Source organism: Aeromonas lusitana (assembly GCF_002812985.1).
Taxonomy (GTDB): domain Bacteria; phylum Pseudomonadota; class Gammaproteobacteria; order Enterobacterales; family Aeromonadaceae; genus Aeromonas; species Aeromonas lusitana.
The window spans coordinates 232758-250016 of the sequence record NZ_PGCP01000003.1 but is presented as its reverse complement, the minus strand read 5'-3'; the positions used below and the strand labels follow the sequence as shown (position 1 = coordinate 250016).

Genomic DNA, 17259 nt, shown 5'->3' with positions numbered 1-17259 from the left:
GGCGGACAGAATGGCAGGTAAAACCGGGGCGGCCTTAGCCGCCCCGCGTTGTCAGTTATCCAGGGTCAGCACCACCTTGGCTTCCTTGTCCGTCTCCTTGACCTGGCTGTCGAGCACGAACAGCCGCTCCGGCGCTATACCCTGGGTATCCACCAGAAACTCCTTGGTGTTCTGGGCACGGCGCATGGCGAGGTTGCGCAATGACTTGGCGGTGATGAGCTGCTGGTCTCGCAGCAGGAGCACCGCCTGGGCACGCAGGGCCGGGCTCTGCTTCGGGAGCTTCAATCTGTCCGCCAGGTCCCCGAGATCTTCCTTGAACTTGGCCTCATAGGCTTCCCCCAGCGCGGCTTGCAGGGGGGGATCCTGCTCCAGCTGCGCGAGATCCGCCGGTGACCCGGTGATCTTGGCCAGCACACGTTCGAGCTTTTGGCGCTGCAAGATGGGGCGCTCCTCGTTGAAGTTGACCTTGCCGCGGATGTTCATGCTGAGCTTGGGCCGCTCCTTCAATGCCTGGGCCAGCTTGCCAAGCTTGGTCTGCTGGCTCGGGGTTAGGCTGGGATCACCGGCGAGGAAGGGCAGTTCGTCGAGATCCTTGGTGCCACCTGTGAGGGAGGCGAGCAGGGAGAAGGGGGAGGTGATGGCCTTGGTCAGGGTGTTGCCGAGCACGTCCCAGAAGATGTTGCCCAGGCTGAAGTTCGGCTGATCCAGATCGCCCTTCACCTTGAGGTTCATCTTGATGACGCCGCTCGAGTCGCTCAGCAGGGCGATGGCGAGGCCGAGGGGCAGATCCTTGGCCTGCTCGCTCTTGATCTTCTCGCCGAGCTGCAGCTTCTTGATGGTGATGTCGTTGTCCCCCTCCAGCCGGTTGCCTTGCAACTTGTAGTTGAGCTTCATGGAGAGCTGGCCCTTGTCGATGGCGTAGCCCGCATAGGTGCTGGAGTAGGGGGTGAAGGTGGTGAGCTCCAGGTTGGTGAAGGCCACGGCGACGTCGAGCACGGGATCGTCGATCAGTAAATTGGTGCCACCGCGAATGGTGACGGGGGCGTAGCGGTCCACCTTGCCGTTGAAGGCGAGCTCGGAGCGCTGGCCCGGGATGTTGCTGATGTGGCGGCTCTGGCCCGCGAGGGAGGCGATGTCCACCACGAATTCCGGGCTCAGACTGCGATCGGCGAAGCGCAAATTGCCCTGCTCGGTGCGCATCTGATCGATCAGGATGCGCGGCGCAGGTCCGCCGCTGGTGCCCTTGTTGCCCGGCCGGGGCAACAGCAGTTGCTGCACGTTGGTGATCCCCTCTTCGTTGATCTCGATGCGGGCGAAGGGCTGGCGCAGCAATATGTCGCCGATCTTGAGCTGCTGGCTGAGGCCGTCATAGCGCAGGCCGCTCAGTTGCAGCCGCTCGATCTGCAGCAGCCGCTGGTTGTCGGCCCTGTCCAGCACATACAGCTTGTCGACATCGAAACCGCCGGTGACCTCCAGCCGGCTCAGGGCACCCTTGTTATCCGTGGCCAGCGCCAGCTTGGTATGGCTGGTGAGCAGACCGTCCTGCACCTTGATGCGCAGCAGATCCTGCAGATAGGGCTGGGCCCAGGCAAGGGGCAAGCCTTGCTGCTTGATGTCACCGTGAAGGGCGAAGGGCGCTGGGGTGAGGCTGCCCTCAAAATTGAGCTGGCTCTGCTGGTTCAATGTGCTGTTAAGGGTCAACGGGCTGGGTTGGTCGGTGGCACTGCCGAGCGCCCCCAGGGTGAGCTCGAGCCCGGTGAGCTCCCGTGCCAGCGGCTTGCCACTGCTCGACTCGGTCAGCTTGAGATTGCCCCCGCTGATACGAGCCTGCTTGAGTTGCCAGCGCCAGGGGGCGGCCGCCTTTGACTTGCCGGTCTGTTGCTGCTTGCTCGCCTTGGCAGGAGGTTGGGTGATCAGCAGATCGGCCAGGTCCAGCTGCTGCTTGTCATCGAGCACGGCGCTGATGACAGGCGTCTTGAGTGAGGCGGCATCCACATCGAGGGACTGCTTGTTGCCATCGAGCCTGATGCCGGTCAGGGCCAGCTGATTGAAGCGGGCAAATTCGGCGCCCTTGGGCCGTTTGAGCTGCCAGTTGTTCAAGACCAGCTTGCCCTTGGAGAGCTGCCACCCCAGCCCCTGTTTGCCCTGCACCAGCCGGTAATCAAGCACGGCGCTGGCATCCCCCTTGGCCAGATTGACCTTGAGATAGGGCGCCCAGAGCGGCGCGAAGGGGGCGAGGGCCAGCTTGTCGAGGCTTATCTTCCCCTTGCCCGCTCCCGTCATGATGTCGAGCTCACCTTCTGCCTTGAGGGGGCTCTTCTTGTTGAGGGTGGCGCTTAAACGATAGGGATTGCTGCGGGTCGCCTCGGTGGAAAACTCAGGTAATTGCAGGGCGAGATCGCCGAGAGTGAGAGGCGGTACCCAGCCAGGGCTGGTGTTCTTGCGGCTATCCCGGTACTGGATCTGGCCCTGCGCCAGCGCCACCCGGGTGATCGCGACCAGTAGCGGCTCTGTGACGGGCTGGGTGGGATCGGATGCCGGTATGCTTGCCAGCAAGGGGGCCAATGCCTCGGTCAGATTGAAACGTACCTCGCCTTTTTTATCCTCGAGGCGCACCAGGTCCAGCGTGGGCCTGGTCAGCACGGCCTCCTCCAGCAGGATGGCCTTATGCTGCCAGCTCTCTTTGAGCTTGGGAACAAGGTGCAACTGCTCGAATGCGAGTATGGGCTTTTGCTGCTCATCGAGCAGGGCCGTCGGGCCAATGGTGAGGGAGGGGGCGCGCAGAGCGACCTCTATCTTCCCCAGGGTCAGTTGCAGGCCATAGTGTTTGGCCAGCCAGCCGGGGAGGTGGCGTTGGGTGAGACCGGGTGCTTGCCACAGCAGTATGGAGAGGGCGATGAGCAGGGCGGCGCAGAGATAGAGGAGGTAGCGCAACAGGCGAACTGGCAGAGGCTTGGACATGATGGTCTCCAATTGATGCGCATATGGTAGCAATTAATCGCACTGTGATCATGGGATGAGCCAGTGGACTGCGCCGGACTCTGACCAAAAACGCTGAAAATCCAGCCAATGGCGACAGGGGAGGCTGAATGGGGGAGTCGATGGCGGCGCGGCCTCGCGGCGCAGGGCCCATATGAACGTGGCAGGCTGGCGGGCAGCCCGCCTGAGAGGAGTCAACTCGGGGCGCCGTGATGGCATGTCGTGATGATGCGCGGTTGTGCCTCATGGCAGGCTCCGGGGGCGAGATGCCCCCAGCGTCGGTCAATCCGCGCCCGTTTTCAAGCCGTTGAGGGAGTTGACGCAGCGCAGCTCGGCGGCCTCCAGCTCGGCCATCACCATCTGGATATCTTCCAGTTGCTGGCGCAGGGAGTGGCGCCTCGCCTCGATGATCTGGATCATGGAGTGCAACTGCTTCTTGCTCGAGCGGTCCGTGTCGTAGAGATCGAACAGCTCGCGGATCTCCGCCAAGCTGAAGCCGAGCCGCTTGCCGCGCAGGGTCAACTTCAGGCGGATCTTGTCCTTGTGGCTGTAGATGCGGGTCTGCCCCTCCCGGGTCGGGGTGATCAGCCCCTCGTCCTCGTAGTAGCGGATGGTGCGCGGGGTGACGTCAAACTCCTGAGCCAGCTCGGAGATGCTGTAGGTCACCTCCTTGCTGGCGAAGCGGTTAGGGGCCATGGCACTCTCCTTGCGCTATCTCATCCTGGGTCGCTTGCTGGCGGGCGAGGGCCTTGGCGTGCAGTGCCCGGCCGACCCGGGAGCCGTTGGCCCGCCCCAACTGCTCACTCACCCATTGGCCGGTGGCGGCGAGCTTGTCCAAATCCACCCCTGTGTGCATGCCAAGGCCGTGCAGCAGGTAGACCACCTCCTCCGAGGCGACGTTGCCGGAGGCGCCCGGTGCATAGGGGCAGCCGCCGAGCCCGGCCACCGAGCAGTCGATGGTGCGGATGCCGCGCTCCAGCGCCGGCAGCAGGTTGGCCAGCCCCTGGCCGTAGGTGTCGTGAAAATGCACCGCGAGCCGCCCCGCCGGCACCTCGTGCAGCACGGCGTCCAGCATGGGGGCGACCGTGCCCGGGGTGCCGACCCCTATGGTGTCGCCTAAGGAGATCTCGTGACAACCGAGATCCAGCAGCCGCTCGGCCAGCGCCGCGACCCGTTTCGGGCGGGTCGGGCCCTCGTAGGGGCAGGCGATGACGGTGGAGAGATAACCGCGCACCCGGATGCCGAGGCGGCGCGCCTCTGTCACCAAGGGGGCGAAGCGCACCAATGACTCCTCCACACCGATGCCGATGTTGGCGCGGGTGAAGCCATCGGAGCAGGCTGTGAAGAGGCCAATCTCGTCCACCCGGGCGCTGATGGCGGCCTGCAGCCCCTGCAGGTTCGGCACCAGGGCGCCGTAGCGCACCGGCGTGCGGCGGGGCAGGGCCTCGAACAGGGCGCCTGAATCCGCCATCTGGGGTACCCGTTTGGGGGAGACGAAGGCCCCCACCTCGATGCGCTGCAGGCCGCTCTCGGCGAGGTGCGCGATCAACTCGAGTCGCTGGGCCAAGGGCAGTATGCGGGCCTCGTTTTGCAGGCCATCCCGCGGCCCCATCTCCACCAGGCTCACCCGATCGACGGGTCTGTGTTCTCTGCTCATGATGCGCTCACTTCTGCCGGTTCATCACTTTGTGCAAACTGCACCAGGACGCTGCCTTGGCTCACCTGATCCCCCTGCCGGCAGTGCAGGGCCTCGATCACCCCGTCCCGCTCGGCCTTGAGGCTGTGCTCCATCTTCATGGCCTCCAGTACCAGCAAAGGCTGGCCCCGCTTGACCTGCTGGCCCGCGTCGACCAGCAGGGCCACCAGGATGCCGTGCATGGGGGCGCGTACCTCGCGAAGATCACTCCCATGATGTTGATCAGAGGGGGCCTGATGGAGGGGATCCTCTTCGCAGAATGGAATGTTTCTGCCCTGTATTTGCAGCACGAAACCCTGCCCGGCGGCTTGGACAGGATAGCGCTGCCAGGTTTTCCCTTGCAGCAGCCGCAGATGATCGGGTCCCGCTGCATAGGGGAGGTGGCCTCCCTGCCACTCAAATGTGCCGGCGGACTCATCGAGCGTCAGCGTGCGGCGCTCGTCACCCATTCGCACCACCACAGTCCAGCGCTTGTGGCTGCCGAGCCGAAAGCCCCTGGCCTGCTGCCAGGGTGAGCTGCTGCCGGGGGGCGTCATGTCGGGGCGGCTGGCGAGCCAGAGGGCGGCAAGGGGCCAGGCGAGTGCCGGTATGGGCAAGGGCCCGGTCGGGATGGGCCACTGGGTGTGGTGGCGCATGGCCAGCACCTCCGGCTCCTGACACAGGCGCAGCAGCAGGGCGCCGTTGTGCACCAGGGGGCCCAGCGTCAGGGCACCTAGGGCCTCGGCCAGTTTGGCAAAGGCCTCGGCGCGGCTCTGACCGTGGGCGACCAGCTTGGCGATCATGGGATCGTAATAGGGGCTGACCTCATCCCCGGCGCCGACCCCGGTGTCGATACGGATCCCCATCGGCCAGTGCAGCCAATGGATGGGGCCGCTGGCGGGCAGGAAACCGGCAGGCACGTCCTCGGCGTAGAGGCGCGCCTCCACCGCGTGGCCGCGCAGCACCACCTCCTCCTGGGTCAGCGGCAGGGGCTTGCCCTCGGCCACCGCCAGCTGCCAGGCCACCAGATCCTGACCGGTGACGCATTCTGTGACCGGATGCTCCACCTGCAACCGGGTGTTCATCTCCATGAAGAAGAACTCCCCCTCGCACAGCAAAAATTCGATGGTGCCCGCACCCCGGTAGTCGATGGCCCGGGCGGCGGCCACGGCCGCCTCACCCATTCGCTGTCGCAGGGGGGCCGGGATGTCGGGGGCCGGGGCCTCCTCAATCACCTTCTGGTGGCGACGCTGCAAGGAGCAATCTCGGTCCCCGAGATAGATGGCATTGCCCAGGCTGTCGGCAAACACCTGCACCTCCACGTGGCGGGCACGGGGCAGGTAGCGCTCAAGCAGCACATGATCGTCCCCAAAGGCCGCCAGGGCCTCGCGTTTCACCACCGCCAGCGCCTCGTCGAATTCGGCGAGCCCCTCGACCCGGCGCATCCCCTTGCCACCGCCACCGCTGGCGGCCTTGATCAGCAGGGGGAAGCCGGTCTGGCGCGCCTGATCGCGCAATAGCTCCAGGCTCTGATCCGCGCCGTGATAGCCGGGCAGCACGGGCACGCCGGCCGCCTGCATCAGCGCCTTGGCGCCGGACTTGTCTCCCATGGCGAGGATGGCGGCGCCGCTCGGGCCGATGAAGCGGATCCCGAGATCTTCACAGGCGCTGGCAAAGTCGCTGTTCTCCGACAAGAAGCCGTAACCCGGGTGGATGGCATCGGCCTTGGCCGCATGGGCGATGGCGAGCACCTTGGCGGTGTCGAGGTAGCTCTCCCGGGCGGGAGCCGCTCCCAGGTGCCAGGCCTCGTCGGCGTCGCGTACGTGCATGGCGTTGGCGTCGGCATCCGAGTAGAGGGCTATGGTGTGGATGCCGAGACGGCGGGCCGTCTTGATGACTCGTACTGCTATCTCGCCTCGGTTCGCGATCAACAAGCGCTTGATGGGGGTATTGGCAGTCATTTGCGCTCCTTGCGGGCACGAAAGTAGGAGATAAGGTTGCCGTCCGTGCTCAGGTGATTGTTGTCGAGTTCGGCGATGGCGCCTGTCATGGGTCTGTTCATGTTTCGTCCTTGAAACGGGGGAGCCAGCTGGGAGGACGCTTGTCGAAGAAGGCCTGCATTCCTTCCTGGGCCTCGAGACCGACCCGCACCCGGGCTATGGTCTCGACAGTCTGATCTTGATGGCGCTGGTTGCCGTGATCATCGATGGCGGCCAGCAGCCGTTTGGTCTCTTTCATCGCCTGGGGGCCGTTGCGACACAGTCGCAGGGCCTGGCGACGCCCCTCGGTGAGCAGCTCGGCCGGGCTGGTCATCAGGTGGGCCACGTTGAGGCGGCAGGCGGTGATGGCATCGAAGGGTTCGGCGCTCAGCATATAGCGGCGGGCCTGACGCATGCCCATGGCGCGCACCACGTAGGGGCTGATCACCGCAGGCACCAGTCCCAGACTCACTTCGGAGAGGCAGAAGCGGGCGTTATCGGCGGCGAGCACTATGTCGCAGGCACAGATGAGGCCGAGTGCCCCGCCGTAGGCGGCCCCCTGTACCAGGGCCAGGGTGGGGAAGGGGAGCTCATCTAGGGTCTGCATCAGCCGCGCCAGCACGCGCGCATCTTCGCGGTTTTGCTCGAAATCCGCGTGGGCCAGGTTGCGCATCCAGTCCAGATCGGCGCCGGCGCAAAAATGCTTGCCCTCGGCCCGCAGCAGCAGGACGTGGGGACGGTGCTCTTGGTGAACCAGCTCATCCAGGCAGTCGAGCAGCCCCAGCATCAGCTCGGCGTCGAAGGCGTTGTGACGGGCAGGGCGCGCCAGGATGAGCTCCGCCAGGGGGCCGTGCTGCTCCAGCCGAAAGCTGGGTGGGGGATCGCTAAAGAGGGGATCGGACATGGTGAACTCCTTACATCCGGAAGATGCCGTACTGCTCCGGCCCGGGCTCGGCGCCCTGACAGGCGGCCAGAGCCAGGGCCAGCACGGTGCGGCTCTGGGCGGGATCGATGACGCCGTCGTCCCACAAGCGGGCGCTGGCGTAATAAGGATGGCCCTGGCGCTCGTATTGGGCGATGACGGGGGCGCGAATGGCCTCGGCTTCCTGCTCGCTCAACTCCTTGCCCTCGGCCGCCAGCTTGTCCCGGCGTACCTGCACCAGCACGCCGGCGGCCTGCTCACCCCCCATCACGGAGATGCGGCTGTTAGGCCAGCTGAACAGGAAGTCGGGCTCATAGGCGCGGCCGCACATGCCGTAGTTGCCGGCGCCGAAGCTGCCGCCGACGATCAGGGTGATCTTCGGCACCCGGCTGCAGGCCACGGCAGTCACCAGCTTGGCGCCGTGCTTGGCGATCCCCTCCTTCTCCGCCGCACTGCCCACCATAAAGCCCGTGATGTTCTGCAGGAACAGCAAAGGAATAGAACGCTTGTTGCAGAGCTGGATGAAGTGGGCCCCCTTCTGGGCGCTGTCGCTGTGCAGCACGCCGTTGTTGGCGAGGATGCCGACCTGCATGCCCTGGATGCGGGCAAAGCCGGTAACTAGCGTGGTGCCGAAAAGCGCCTTGAACTCGTCGAACTCGGAGCCATCCACCAGGCGTGCTATCAGCTCCTTGGCGTCATAGGGGCGCTTGAGATTGGTGCCCACCAGGCCGTAGAGATCCTCTATGGGGTAGCAGGGCTCCTCGAAGGCCGGGTTGGCGTGATGGTGGGCGGGCTCTGGCTGGCCGTTTTCCCCCAGGTTGCTGACTAACGTGCGGGCGATGGAAAGCGCATGGGCATCGTCCTCGGCCAGATGATCCGCCACCCCCGAGTGGGCGCAGTGCACCAGGGCGCCGCCCAGGGCCTCGGCGCTGATGGTCTCGCCGGTGGCGGCCTTGACCAGGGGCGGGCCCGCCAAGAAGATGGTGGCCTGGTTCTTGACCATGATGGACTCGTCCGCCATGGCGGGTACGTAGGCACCGCCGGCGGTGCACAGGCCCATCACCACCGCGAGCTGGGGTATGCCCTTGGCGGACATGCGGGCCTGGTTGTAGAAGATGCGGCCAAAGTGCTCCCGGTCAGGGAATACCTCGTCCTGCATGGGCAGGAAGGCGCCGCCGGAGTCCACAAGATAGAGACAGGGCAGGCGCAGCCGCTCGGCGATGGCCTGGGCGCGCAGGTGTTTTTTCACCGTGAGGGGGTAATAGGTACCCCCCTTGACGGTGGCATCGTTGACCACCAGCAGGCAGAGCCGGCCCGAGATGCGGCCGAGCCCGGTGATGATGCCGGCGGCGGGCACCGTTTCGTCATAGACCTGCCAGGCGGCGAGGGCGGAGAGTTCAAGAAAAGGGGAGCCGGGGTCGAGCAACTGATCGATGCGATCGCGGGGCAGCAGCTTGCCCCGATCCCGGTGGCGGGCCTGATTGGCAGCGCCGCCCCCCAAGGTTATCTCATCGAAATTGACATGGAGATCCATGACCAGGGCCGCCATGGCCGCGCGGTTCTCGCTAAATTCCGGGCTGGCCGTGTCGAGGCGAGAGAAGAGGCGACTCATGCCTGCTCTCCCATCAGCTCGCGGCCGATGAGCCAGCGGCGGATCTCGGAGGTGCCGGCGCCTATTTCGTAGAGCTTGGCGTCTCGCAGCAGGCGGCCTGTGGGGTATTCGTTGATGTAGCCGTTGCCCCCCAGCAGCTGGATGGCATCGAGCGCCATCTGGGTGGCATTCTCGGCGGCAAACAGGATGGCGGCGGCGCAATCCTTGCGACTGGTGTGGCCCGAATCGCAGGCCGCGGCCACCGAATAGACCAGGGCGCGGCTGCTGGCGAGGCGGGTGTACATGTCGGCGAGCTTGCCCTGCACCAGTTGGAACTCGCCGATGGCCTGACCGAACTGCTTGCGCTCGCGCACATAGGGCAGCACCACGTCCATGCAGGCCTGCATGATGCCAAGGGGCCCGGCCGCCAGCACGATGCGCTCGTAATCGAGCCCGCTCATCAGCACCTTGACCCCGCCGTGCAATGGACCGAGCAGATTCTCTTTTGGCACCTTGCAATCGTCGAACACCAGCTCGCAGGTGCTGGAGCCGCGCATGCCGAGCTTGTCGAGCTTCTGGGCCGTGGTGAACCCCGGTGTGCCTGCCTCGACGATAAAGGCCGATATCCCCTTGGGGCCGGCTGATGCGTCCGTCTTGGCGTAGATGACGAAGGTGTCCGCGTCCGGCCCGTTGGTGATCCACATCTTGTTGCCGTTGAGCACGAAATGATCGCCCCTGTCTTGCGCGCTCAGGCGCATGGCAACCACGTCTGAGCCGGCTCCCGGTTCGCTCATGGCGAGCGCCCCCACGTGCTTGCCGCTGACCAGATCAGGCAGGTAACGCGCCTTCTGATCAGGGGTGCCGTGGCGGTGGATCTGGTTGATGCAGAGGTTGGAGTGGGCGCCATAGGAGAGGCCGACCGAGGCGCTGGCGCGGCTCACCTGCTCCATCACCAGCACGTGGGCGAGGTAGCCGAGATCTACGCCCTCATAGGCTTCCGCCACCGTGATGCCGTGCAAGCCCAGCGCCCCCATCTGGGGCCAGAGATCCCGGGGGAAGGAGTTGCTCCTGTCTATCTCCTCGGCGCGGGGGGCTATCACTTTCTGGCAGAAGGCCTCGACCTGTTCGGTCAGGGCCTGCAGGGTCTCATCCATCAGGGCATGCATCCTTGCTCTCCTTATCAAGCGGGGTCTGTCCCGACCGGTTTCGTGCCGCAAGGGCGTAGCAAACTGGTCAGTCCATCAATGAATCAAGTTTACGTTAGCGTAAACGTAAATGAATTGTTAGTCTAAGGTAAATTCGTTATCAGGCGTCGGCAAGGGGGTATTTCCCCGCAACCGGTCGGACTCAAGGAGTGGAGAAGATGGTAAGCAACTGCATCCCGCAGCCCGGCCATGGGCCGAGACTCAATGACGGCGTCTTTGTCGCAGCATGGGGGACCCTATGAGCAACCAGCACAGCGGTCATCCGCAAACCCGATACGGGGATCTGCCGCTCTACATCGGCGGTGAGGCTTATCTGTCTGCGAGCGAGGAGTGGATCGAGGTGACCAACCCGGCGGATCAGAGCCTGCTGGCACGGGTACCCAAGGCTACCCCGGCCGAGATAGAGCATGCGGTGCGCACCGCCCACGACGCCTACCTGCTCTGGCGGGAGGTGCCGGCCCCGGAACGGGCACGGGTCATGTTCAACTACCAACACCTGCTCAAGGTGCATCACGACGAGCTGGCGGCCCTGCTGGCCCAGGAGACAGGCAAGAATCTGGCGGATGCCAAGGGGGATGTGTGGCGCGGCATCGAGGTGGTGGAGCAGGCCTGCGCCATCGCCAGCCAAACCCTGGGGGAGACCATGGGCAACGTGGCGCGCCGGGTCGACGGCCACTCCTGGGTGCAGCCGCTCGGGGTCTGTGTCGGCATCACGCCGTTCAACTTCCCGGCCATGATCCCGCTCTGGATGTTTCCGCTGGCGGTGGCCTGTGGCAATGGCTTCGTACTCAAACCCTCCGAGCAGGATCCTCTTACCCCCATGCGCCTGGCTGAGCTGTTCGCCGAGGCTGGCGCGCCCAAGGGCATTCTGTCGGTAGTGCACGGCGGCGCCGAGCAGGTGGATGCGCTACTCATCCATCCGGACGTGAAGGCGGTCAGCTTCGTCGGCTCTGCCCGGGTCGGTGCCCACGTCTATCGCACCGCCACCGAGCACTTGAAACGGGCCCAGTGTTTTGTCGGTGCCAAGAACCACATGGTGATCATGCCCGATGCCAACAAGAGCCAGGTGCTGAGCAACCTGGTGGGGGCCGGGGTAGGCGCCGCTGGTCAGCGCTGCATGGCCATCAGCGTGTCGGTCTTCGTGGGCAGCGCCAGGGAGTGGATCCCGGCGCTCGCCGCCGAGTTTGCCAAGGTCAAACCCGGGGTGTGGCACGATCCAGAGGCCGCCTACGGCCCCCTTATCAGCCCGGAAGCCAAGGTCCGGGTCGAGGGACTGATCGAAGCGGGCATCAAGGAAGGAGCCGAGTGCCTGCTGGACGGCCGCTTCTGCGACGTGCCCGGCTACCCGGTGGGCAACTGGGTTGGGCCCACCCTGTTTCGCGGCGTGACCCCAGAGATGCGCATCTATAAAGAGGAGATCTTCGGCCCCGTGCTCGCCTGTCTCGAGGTGGAGAACCTGGATGAGGCGCTGACCCTCATCAACAACAACCCCTATGGCAACGGTACCTCCATCTTCACCGGCTGCGGCGCCGCGGCCCGCAAGTTCCGCCATGAAGTGGCGGTGGGCCAGGTGGGGATTAACGTGCCCATCCCGGTGCCACTGCCCTTCTTCTCCTTCACCGGCTGGCGCGGCTCCTTCTACGGGGATCTGCACGCCTACGGCAAGCAGGCGGTGCGCTTCTACACAGAGACCAAGACGGTGACCGAGCGCTGGTTCGACGAGGACATCCCCACCGGCCCCAATATGACCATCAGCCTGCGTTAGGTGATGGGCACGTTGAGGCGCGTGCCTCCCTGGGGTCATCAAGGTGGCCATCAGACTGAACGATTGAGATAACAAGGAAGCGAACAAGATGGATTTTACGTTGACCTCGGATCAGCTGGCCTATGTGGAGGCCGCCAGTGCCTTCGCCGATGAGGCGCTCAAACCCCATGCCGCCCGCTGGGACAGGGAGCACGAGTTCCCCGTCGCTACCATCAAGCAGGCGGCGGAGCTGGGTTTCTGTGGCCTCTATACCCCGGAGCAATACGGTGGGCTGGCTCTGCCACGGCTCGATGCGAGTCTTATCTTCGAGCGCCTCTCTATGGGCTGCACCTCCACCACGGCTTATCTCACCATCCACAACATGGTGAGCTGGATGCTGGGCTCCTGGCTGCCGGAGGAGGTCGCGAGAGAATGGGTGCCGCGCCTCGCCAGCGGCGAGCTGCTGGGCTCTTACTGCCTCACCGAGCCCGGCGCAGGCTCCGATGCGGCGGCCCTCAAGACCCGCGCCGTGCGAGAGGGAGAGGATTACCTCATCGACGGCAGCAAGGTGTTCATCTCGGGGGCGGGCAGCACCCAGGTGCTGGTGGTGATGGCTCGCACCGGCGGCGAGGGGGCAAAAGGGATTTCCGCCTTTATGGTGCCCGCCGAAACGGCCGGGGTGAGCTATGGCAAGGCCGAGGAGAAGATGGGCTGGAACAGCCAGCCGACCCGGGAGGTGAATTTCAGCGCCGTGCGTATTCCCGCCCGTTACCGGCTCGGTGAGGAGGGTGAGGGCTTCAAGTTCGCCATGCAGGCCCTGGATGGCGGGCGCATCAACATCGCCAGCTGCTCGGTGGGCACGGCCCAGCAGGCGCTGAACGATGCCCTGGCCCATGTACAGCAGCGCCAGCAGTTTGGTTGCCCCATCGCGGAATTTCAGAGCGTGCAGTTTCGTCTCGCCGACATGGCCACCGAGCTCGCCGCCGCGAGACTGCTGGTGCGCCAGGCCGCCGACAAGCTGGACAGGGGCAGCCCGGACAAGAGCGCCTGGTGCGCCATGGCCAAGCGTCTGGCCACCGACACGGGTTATCGCGTCTGCGACGAGGCTCTGCAACTCTTTGGCGGCTATGGTTATATCCGCGAATACCCGCTCGAGCGCTACCTGCGCGACACCCGGGTACATCGCATCTTGGAGGGCACCAACGAAGTTATGCGGCTGATCATCGCCCGCCGTCTGCTGGCGGATCCCGGCCTTGCGCTGGAATAACGCGCACAGGGATCAGGCTTTGTGAGCCAGCCGAAGTTAGGCTCCATTCAACCCTGTCATCATGGGCAGGTTTATTCACAAGGACGATGCAATGACAAGGATCAGGCTCGAATATCACGGCCACGTGGCCTACATCACCCTCGATCACCCGCCTGCCAACACCTGGACCCTCGCCAGCCTGCAGGCCTTCTTGCAGATGATGGTGGAGCTGGATAGCCGCCCCGACGTGGTGGCCCTGGTGATCCGCGGGGCAGGGGAGAAATTCTTCTGCGCCGGCGCCGATCTCAAGATGTTCGCCGATGGCAGCCTGGAGCATGCACGCGCGGTGGCCGAGGCCTTCGGTCATGCCTTCGAGGCGTTGGCCAATTTCCACGGCGTCAGCATAGCCGCCATCAATGGCTATGCCATGGGGGGCGGGCTGGAAGTGGCGCTGGCTTGCGACATCCGCATCGCCGAGCAGCAGGCTACCCTCGGCCTGCCGGAGGCCTCTGTGGGTCTGCTGCCGTGCGCCGGTGGCACCCAGCGCCTCACCGAGCTGGTGGGGCCGGGTTGGGCCAAGCGCATGATCCTGTGCGGCGAGAAGATGAGCGCCAGCCGGGCCTACGAGATGGGGCTGGTGGAAGAGGTGGTGACCGAGGGACACGCCTGGGCGGCGGCGCAGCAGATGGCGCAGCGAGTCGTGCGCCAGAGCCCGAGCGCGCTGCGAGTCTGCAAGACATTGATAAACCAGGGCCGCAGCGGCCCACGGGATGCGGCGCTGCCCCTTGAGCGGCGCCTGTTCCTCGACCTGTTCGGTGATCCCAACCAGCGCGAAGGGGTTGCCGCCTTCCTCGAGAAGCGGCAGCCGAGCTGGCACTATGGTGCCCCGTCCAAAAAAGGGGAGACCGGAAATGAGTGAGCCGGTTACCCAGGCCCTTTACCCCACCAGGGACGGCCGTCAGATAGGGGTGCTGACCCTCGACAGCCCCACCTCCCTCAATGCCCTGAGTCTGCCGATGATCGCCATCCTGCGGCGCACCCTCACCCAGTGGGAGCAGGAGCCCGCCGTGGTTTGTGTGCTGCTGCAAGGCGCCGGCGAGAAGGCATTTTGCGCCGGCGGCGACATTCGCTCCTTCTATTACCGCCGGCAGGAGGAGAGCAAGCAGGCGCTGTTTGGCTATGCTCGCGACTTCTTCGAGCAGGAATATCGGCTCGATCACCAGATCCATCGCTATACCAAGCCCCTCATCTGCGTGGCGGATGGCATCAGCATGGGCGGTGGCATCGGCCTCTTCGCCGGTGCCGGGTTCCGGGTGGTGACCGAGAAGAGCCTGTTCGCCATGCCGGAGGTGACCATAGGCCTCTACCCGGACGTGGGGGCCAGCTGGTTTTTAAGCCGTATGCCGGGTCGGCTCGGGCTCTGGCTCGGCCTCACAGGTGCCCGTTTCAACGGAGCGGATGCTCTTGGCCTGGGGCTCGCGGATCACCTGATGGCGAGCCATGAGCGGGCCGAACTGTTGCCCCGACTCGCCGGGATCAACTGGTCACAAGAACCCATTCAACAGATAGATCAACTGCTCAGGCACTTGCAGGCAGCGGTTTCTGCCGATACTCCGGCCCCCGTGCTCTTGCCTCATCAGGTCAGGATCGATGCTCTGCTGGCGGGGCGCAGTTTGGAGGGGGTCTTGGCGAGCCTGGGGGAGGCGAGTCTTGGGTCAGAGCAGGAGGCGAGCCTGGCCCGGGCCCGGGAGACTTGCCAAACTGGCAGCCCCATCAGCCGCGCCATCTTCTGGCGCCAGTACTGGCAGGCGCGCCGTCAGTCCCTGGCCGAGGTGTTTGCCGACGAACTGGCACTGTCGGTCAACTGCGTGCTCAAGGGAGACTTCGTGGAAGGGGTGAGGGCGCTGCTGATTGACAAGGACAAGTCCCCTCGCTGGCAGACGCCGCCCCAGGGGGAAGCCTGGCTGGACGCATTCTACCGCTGGCCAGAAGGAGTGAATCCCTTGGTCAGCGACCCTCTCAGAGGGTGAGTCATCGAGGTGGCCCGGCTGCAGTGGCCTGGCCGCCGTACAGGAAACAGGCAAGGAGCAAAGCATGACAAGGATTGGATTCATCGGTCTTGGCAACATGGGGGGGCCCATGGCCGCCAATCTGGCGAAGGCAGGACACTCGGTACGGGTGTTCGATCTGATGCCAGAGAGTGTGGAGAAGGCGATTGCGGCCGGTTGCATCGCCGCCGACGATGCCCGCGAGGCGGTGAGTGGCTGCGATGTGGCCATCAGCATGTTGCCGGCAGGGGAGTACGTGCGCGGGCTCTGGCTGGCGGAGGGGGGCGGCCAGGATCTGCTGGGGGCATTGTCAGTGGGCGCCCTGGTGATCGATTGCTCCACCATAGACGTGGCCTCGGCCCGTCAGGTGGGCGTGGCGGCGAAGGGGCGTGGCATTCGTTTCATCGATGCCCCCGTCTCGGGAGGCGTGGCCGGGGCCGCGGCGGGGACCCTCACTTTTATCGTCGGTGGCGAGAGTACCGACTTCGAGGCCGCCAAGCCTATCCTGGCTCACATGGGGCAAAACCTGTTCCACGCAGGGGCCTTGGGTGCGGGTCAGATAGCCAAGATGTGCAACAACATGCTGCTCGCCATCCAGATGGCGGGCACCGCCGAGGCGCTGGCCCTCGGGGTGAAGGAGGGGCTGGATCCGAGCGTGCTCTCCACCATCATGGGCAAGAGCTCTGGCAACAACTGGAGTCTTGAGCGCTACAACCCCTGGCCCGGGGTAATGGAGAACGTGCCGGCATCGCGGGGCTATCAGGGGGGCTTCATGACCCGCTTGATGGTGAAAGACCTAGGGCTGGCCATGGGACTCGCCGAGCATGCCCACAGCGCCGTGCCCATGGGGGCCCTGGCCCGCAACCTGTTCAACTTGCACGCGAGTCAGGGGCAGGGAGCCAAGGATTTCTCCAGCATCCTCGAGCTCTATCGGGACAAGACAGCGCCGGGTTGAGCGCCGCTATCCGCGTTTACCCGATAGTTTTTTACTCGACATTTTTTGCTCGACAGTCAGCGGCCATCTCATCAGGAGCCTTTATGGACATTCATAACAGAGTCATTGCCATCACCGGGGCCGGACGCGGGCTCGGCCGCGCCATCGCCCTGAGCCTTGCGAGCCAGGGGGCCGTGCTGGCGCTTATCGACGTCAATCGCACGGATCTGGAGGTGACCGAGGCCGAGCTGCGTAGCCGGGACGGGCGCTGCGCCCTGTTCGTCTGCAACGTGGCGGTTGAATCCGAGGTGGAGGCCACCTTCGCCGCCATCAAGGAGCAGTTTGGCACTCTGCACGGTCTCATCAACTGCGCCGGGATCCTGCGGGACGGCATGCTGATCAAGGTAAAAGAGGGGGAACTTCAGGAGAAGCTGAGCCTGGCCCAGTGGCAATCCGTCATCGACGTCAACCTCACCGGCACCTTCCTGTGCGGGCGCGAGGGGGCTGCCCTGATGGCCCTGGGCGGGCAGGGGGGCGTCATCATCAACATCTCCTCCATCGCCCGCGCCGGCAATATAGGCCAGAGCAACTATGCCGCCAGCAAGGCCGGGGTCGCCTCTTTGGTGGTGACCTGGGCGCGGGAGCTGGCCCGCCACCAGATCCGGGTGATGGGCATAGCGCCAGGTGTGTTCGCCACCGACATGACGGCGGCGATGAAACCCGAGGCCATGGCGCGGATGCAGCAGGCCATCCCGGTCGGCACCCTGGGGCAGGGGGCTCAGTTGGCCCAGACGGTGCAGTTCATCCTCGCCAACGACTACCTGTCCGGGCGGATCATCGATCTCGATGGCGGCTTGCGGCTCTAGCGATTTCCTTACATGCAAACACGCCCCCTCACGGGGCGTTTTTGTTAGTGGTCCGGTGACTGGCTGCTAA

Annotated in this window: 13 protein-coding genes; 6 read left to right on the top strand and 7 right to left on the bottom strand. The window is 64.9% G+C overall.

Going from position 1 to position 17259, the window contains the following annotated elements; all coding sequences use genetic code 11:
• Nucleotides 1-51 precede the first annotated feature (51 nt).
• The 7 genes from CUC44_RS02665 to CUC44_RS02635 all read right to left on the bottom strand — a co-directional run bounded on the left by CUC44_RS02665 (nucleotide 52) and on the right by CUC44_RS02635 (nucleotide 10312).
• Complete coding sequence (locus tag CUC44_RS02665) at nucleotides 52-2961, bottom strand: DUF748 domain-containing protein (RefSeq protein WP_100858451.1); 2910 nt, start codon at nucleotides 2959-2961, stop codon at nucleotides 52-54.
• Between the two features lie 300 nt (nucleotides 2962-3261).
• Entirely contained in the window at nucleotides 3262-3675 is a 414-nt protein-coding gene (locus tag CUC44_RS02660) for a MerR family transcriptional regulator (RefSeq protein ID WP_100858450.1), read from the bottom strand.
• Complete coding sequence (locus tag CUC44_RS02655; protein WP_100858449.1) at nucleotides 3665-4636, bottom strand: hydroxymethylglutaryl-CoA lyase; 972 nt, start codon at nucleotides 4634-4636, stop codon at nucleotides 3665-3667. Before CUC44_RS02655 ends, CUC44_RS02660 begins: the two co-directional genes overlap by 11 nt.
• A complete protein-coding gene (locus CUC44_RS02650; RefSeq protein ID WP_100858448.1) occupies nucleotides 4633-6615 on the bottom strand; it encodes an acetyl/propionyl/methylcrotonyl-CoA carboxylase subunit alpha in 1983 nt (660 codons plus the stop codon). Before CUC44_RS02650 ends, CUC44_RS02655 begins: the two co-directional genes overlap by 4 nt.
• Before the next feature lie 97 nt (nucleotides 6616-6712).
• A complete protein-coding gene (locus CUC44_RS02645; RefSeq protein ID WP_100858447.1) occupies nucleotides 6713-7537 on the bottom strand; it encodes an enoyl-CoA hydratase-related protein in 825 nt (274 codons plus the stop codon).
• 10 nt (nucleotides 7538-7547) lie between these two features.
• Nucleotides 7548-9167 carry a carboxyl transferase domain-containing protein gene (locus tag CUC44_RS02640; RefSeq protein ID WP_100858446.1) on the bottom strand — a complete coding sequence of 540 codons (1620 nt, stop codon included), beginning with the start codon at nucleotides 9165-9167 and terminating at the stop codon, nucleotides 7548-7550.
• A complete protein-coding gene (locus CUC44_RS02635; RefSeq protein ID WP_100858445.1) occupies nucleotides 9164-10312 on the bottom strand; it encodes an isovaleryl-CoA dehydrogenase in 1149 nt (382 codons plus the stop codon). Before CUC44_RS02635 ends, CUC44_RS02640 begins: the two co-directional genes overlap by 4 nt.
• Before the next feature lie 277 nt (nucleotides 10313-10589).
• Between CUC44_RS02635 and CUC44_RS02630 the strand changes: the two genes are divergently transcribed.
• From CUC44_RS02630 to CUC44_RS02605, 6 genes are all read left to right on the top strand, one after another.
• Nucleotides 10590-12116, top strand: a complete 1527-nt coding sequence (locus CUC44_RS02630) for a CoA-acylating methylmalonate-semialdehyde dehydrogenase (RefSeq protein WP_100858444.1) — start codon at nucleotides 10590-10592, stop codon at nucleotides 12114-12116.
• Between the two features lie 88 nt (nucleotides 12117-12204).
• On the top strand, nucleotides 12205-13362 hold the full coding sequence (locus CUC44_RS02625; protein WP_100858443.1) for an acyl-CoA dehydrogenase family protein: 1158 nt from the start codon (nucleotides 12205-12207) through the stop codon (nucleotides 13360-13362).
• Between the two features lie 91 nt (nucleotides 13363-13453).
• Entirely contained in the window at nucleotides 13454-14260 is an 807-nt protein-coding gene (locus tag CUC44_RS02620; RefSeq protein ID WP_100858442.1) for an enoyl-CoA hydratase, read from the top strand.
• A complete protein-coding gene (locus CUC44_RS02615) occupies nucleotides 14253-15371 on the top strand; it encodes an enoyl-CoA hydratase/isomerase family protein (RefSeq protein WP_100858441.1) in 1119 nt (372 codons plus the stop codon). The genes CUC44_RS02620 and CUC44_RS02615 overlap by 8 nt, the downstream gene beginning before the upstream one ends.
• Nucleotides 15372-15435: 64 nt before the next feature.
• Nucleotides 15436-16344: a 3-hydroxyisobutyrate dehydrogenase gene (gene mmsB, locus CUC44_RS02610; RefSeq protein ID WP_100858440.1), complete on the top strand. Its 909-nt coding sequence runs from the start codon at nucleotides 15436-15438 to the stop codon at nucleotides 16342-16344.
• A gap of 83 nt (nucleotides 16345-16427) precedes the next feature.
• On the top strand, nucleotides 16428-17189 hold the full coding sequence (locus CUC44_RS02605) for an SDR family oxidoreductase (protein ID WP_100858439.1): 762 nt from the start codon (nucleotides 16428-16430) through the stop codon (nucleotides 17187-17189).
• The last annotated feature ends 70 nt before the right edge of the window (nucleotides 17190-17259 follow it).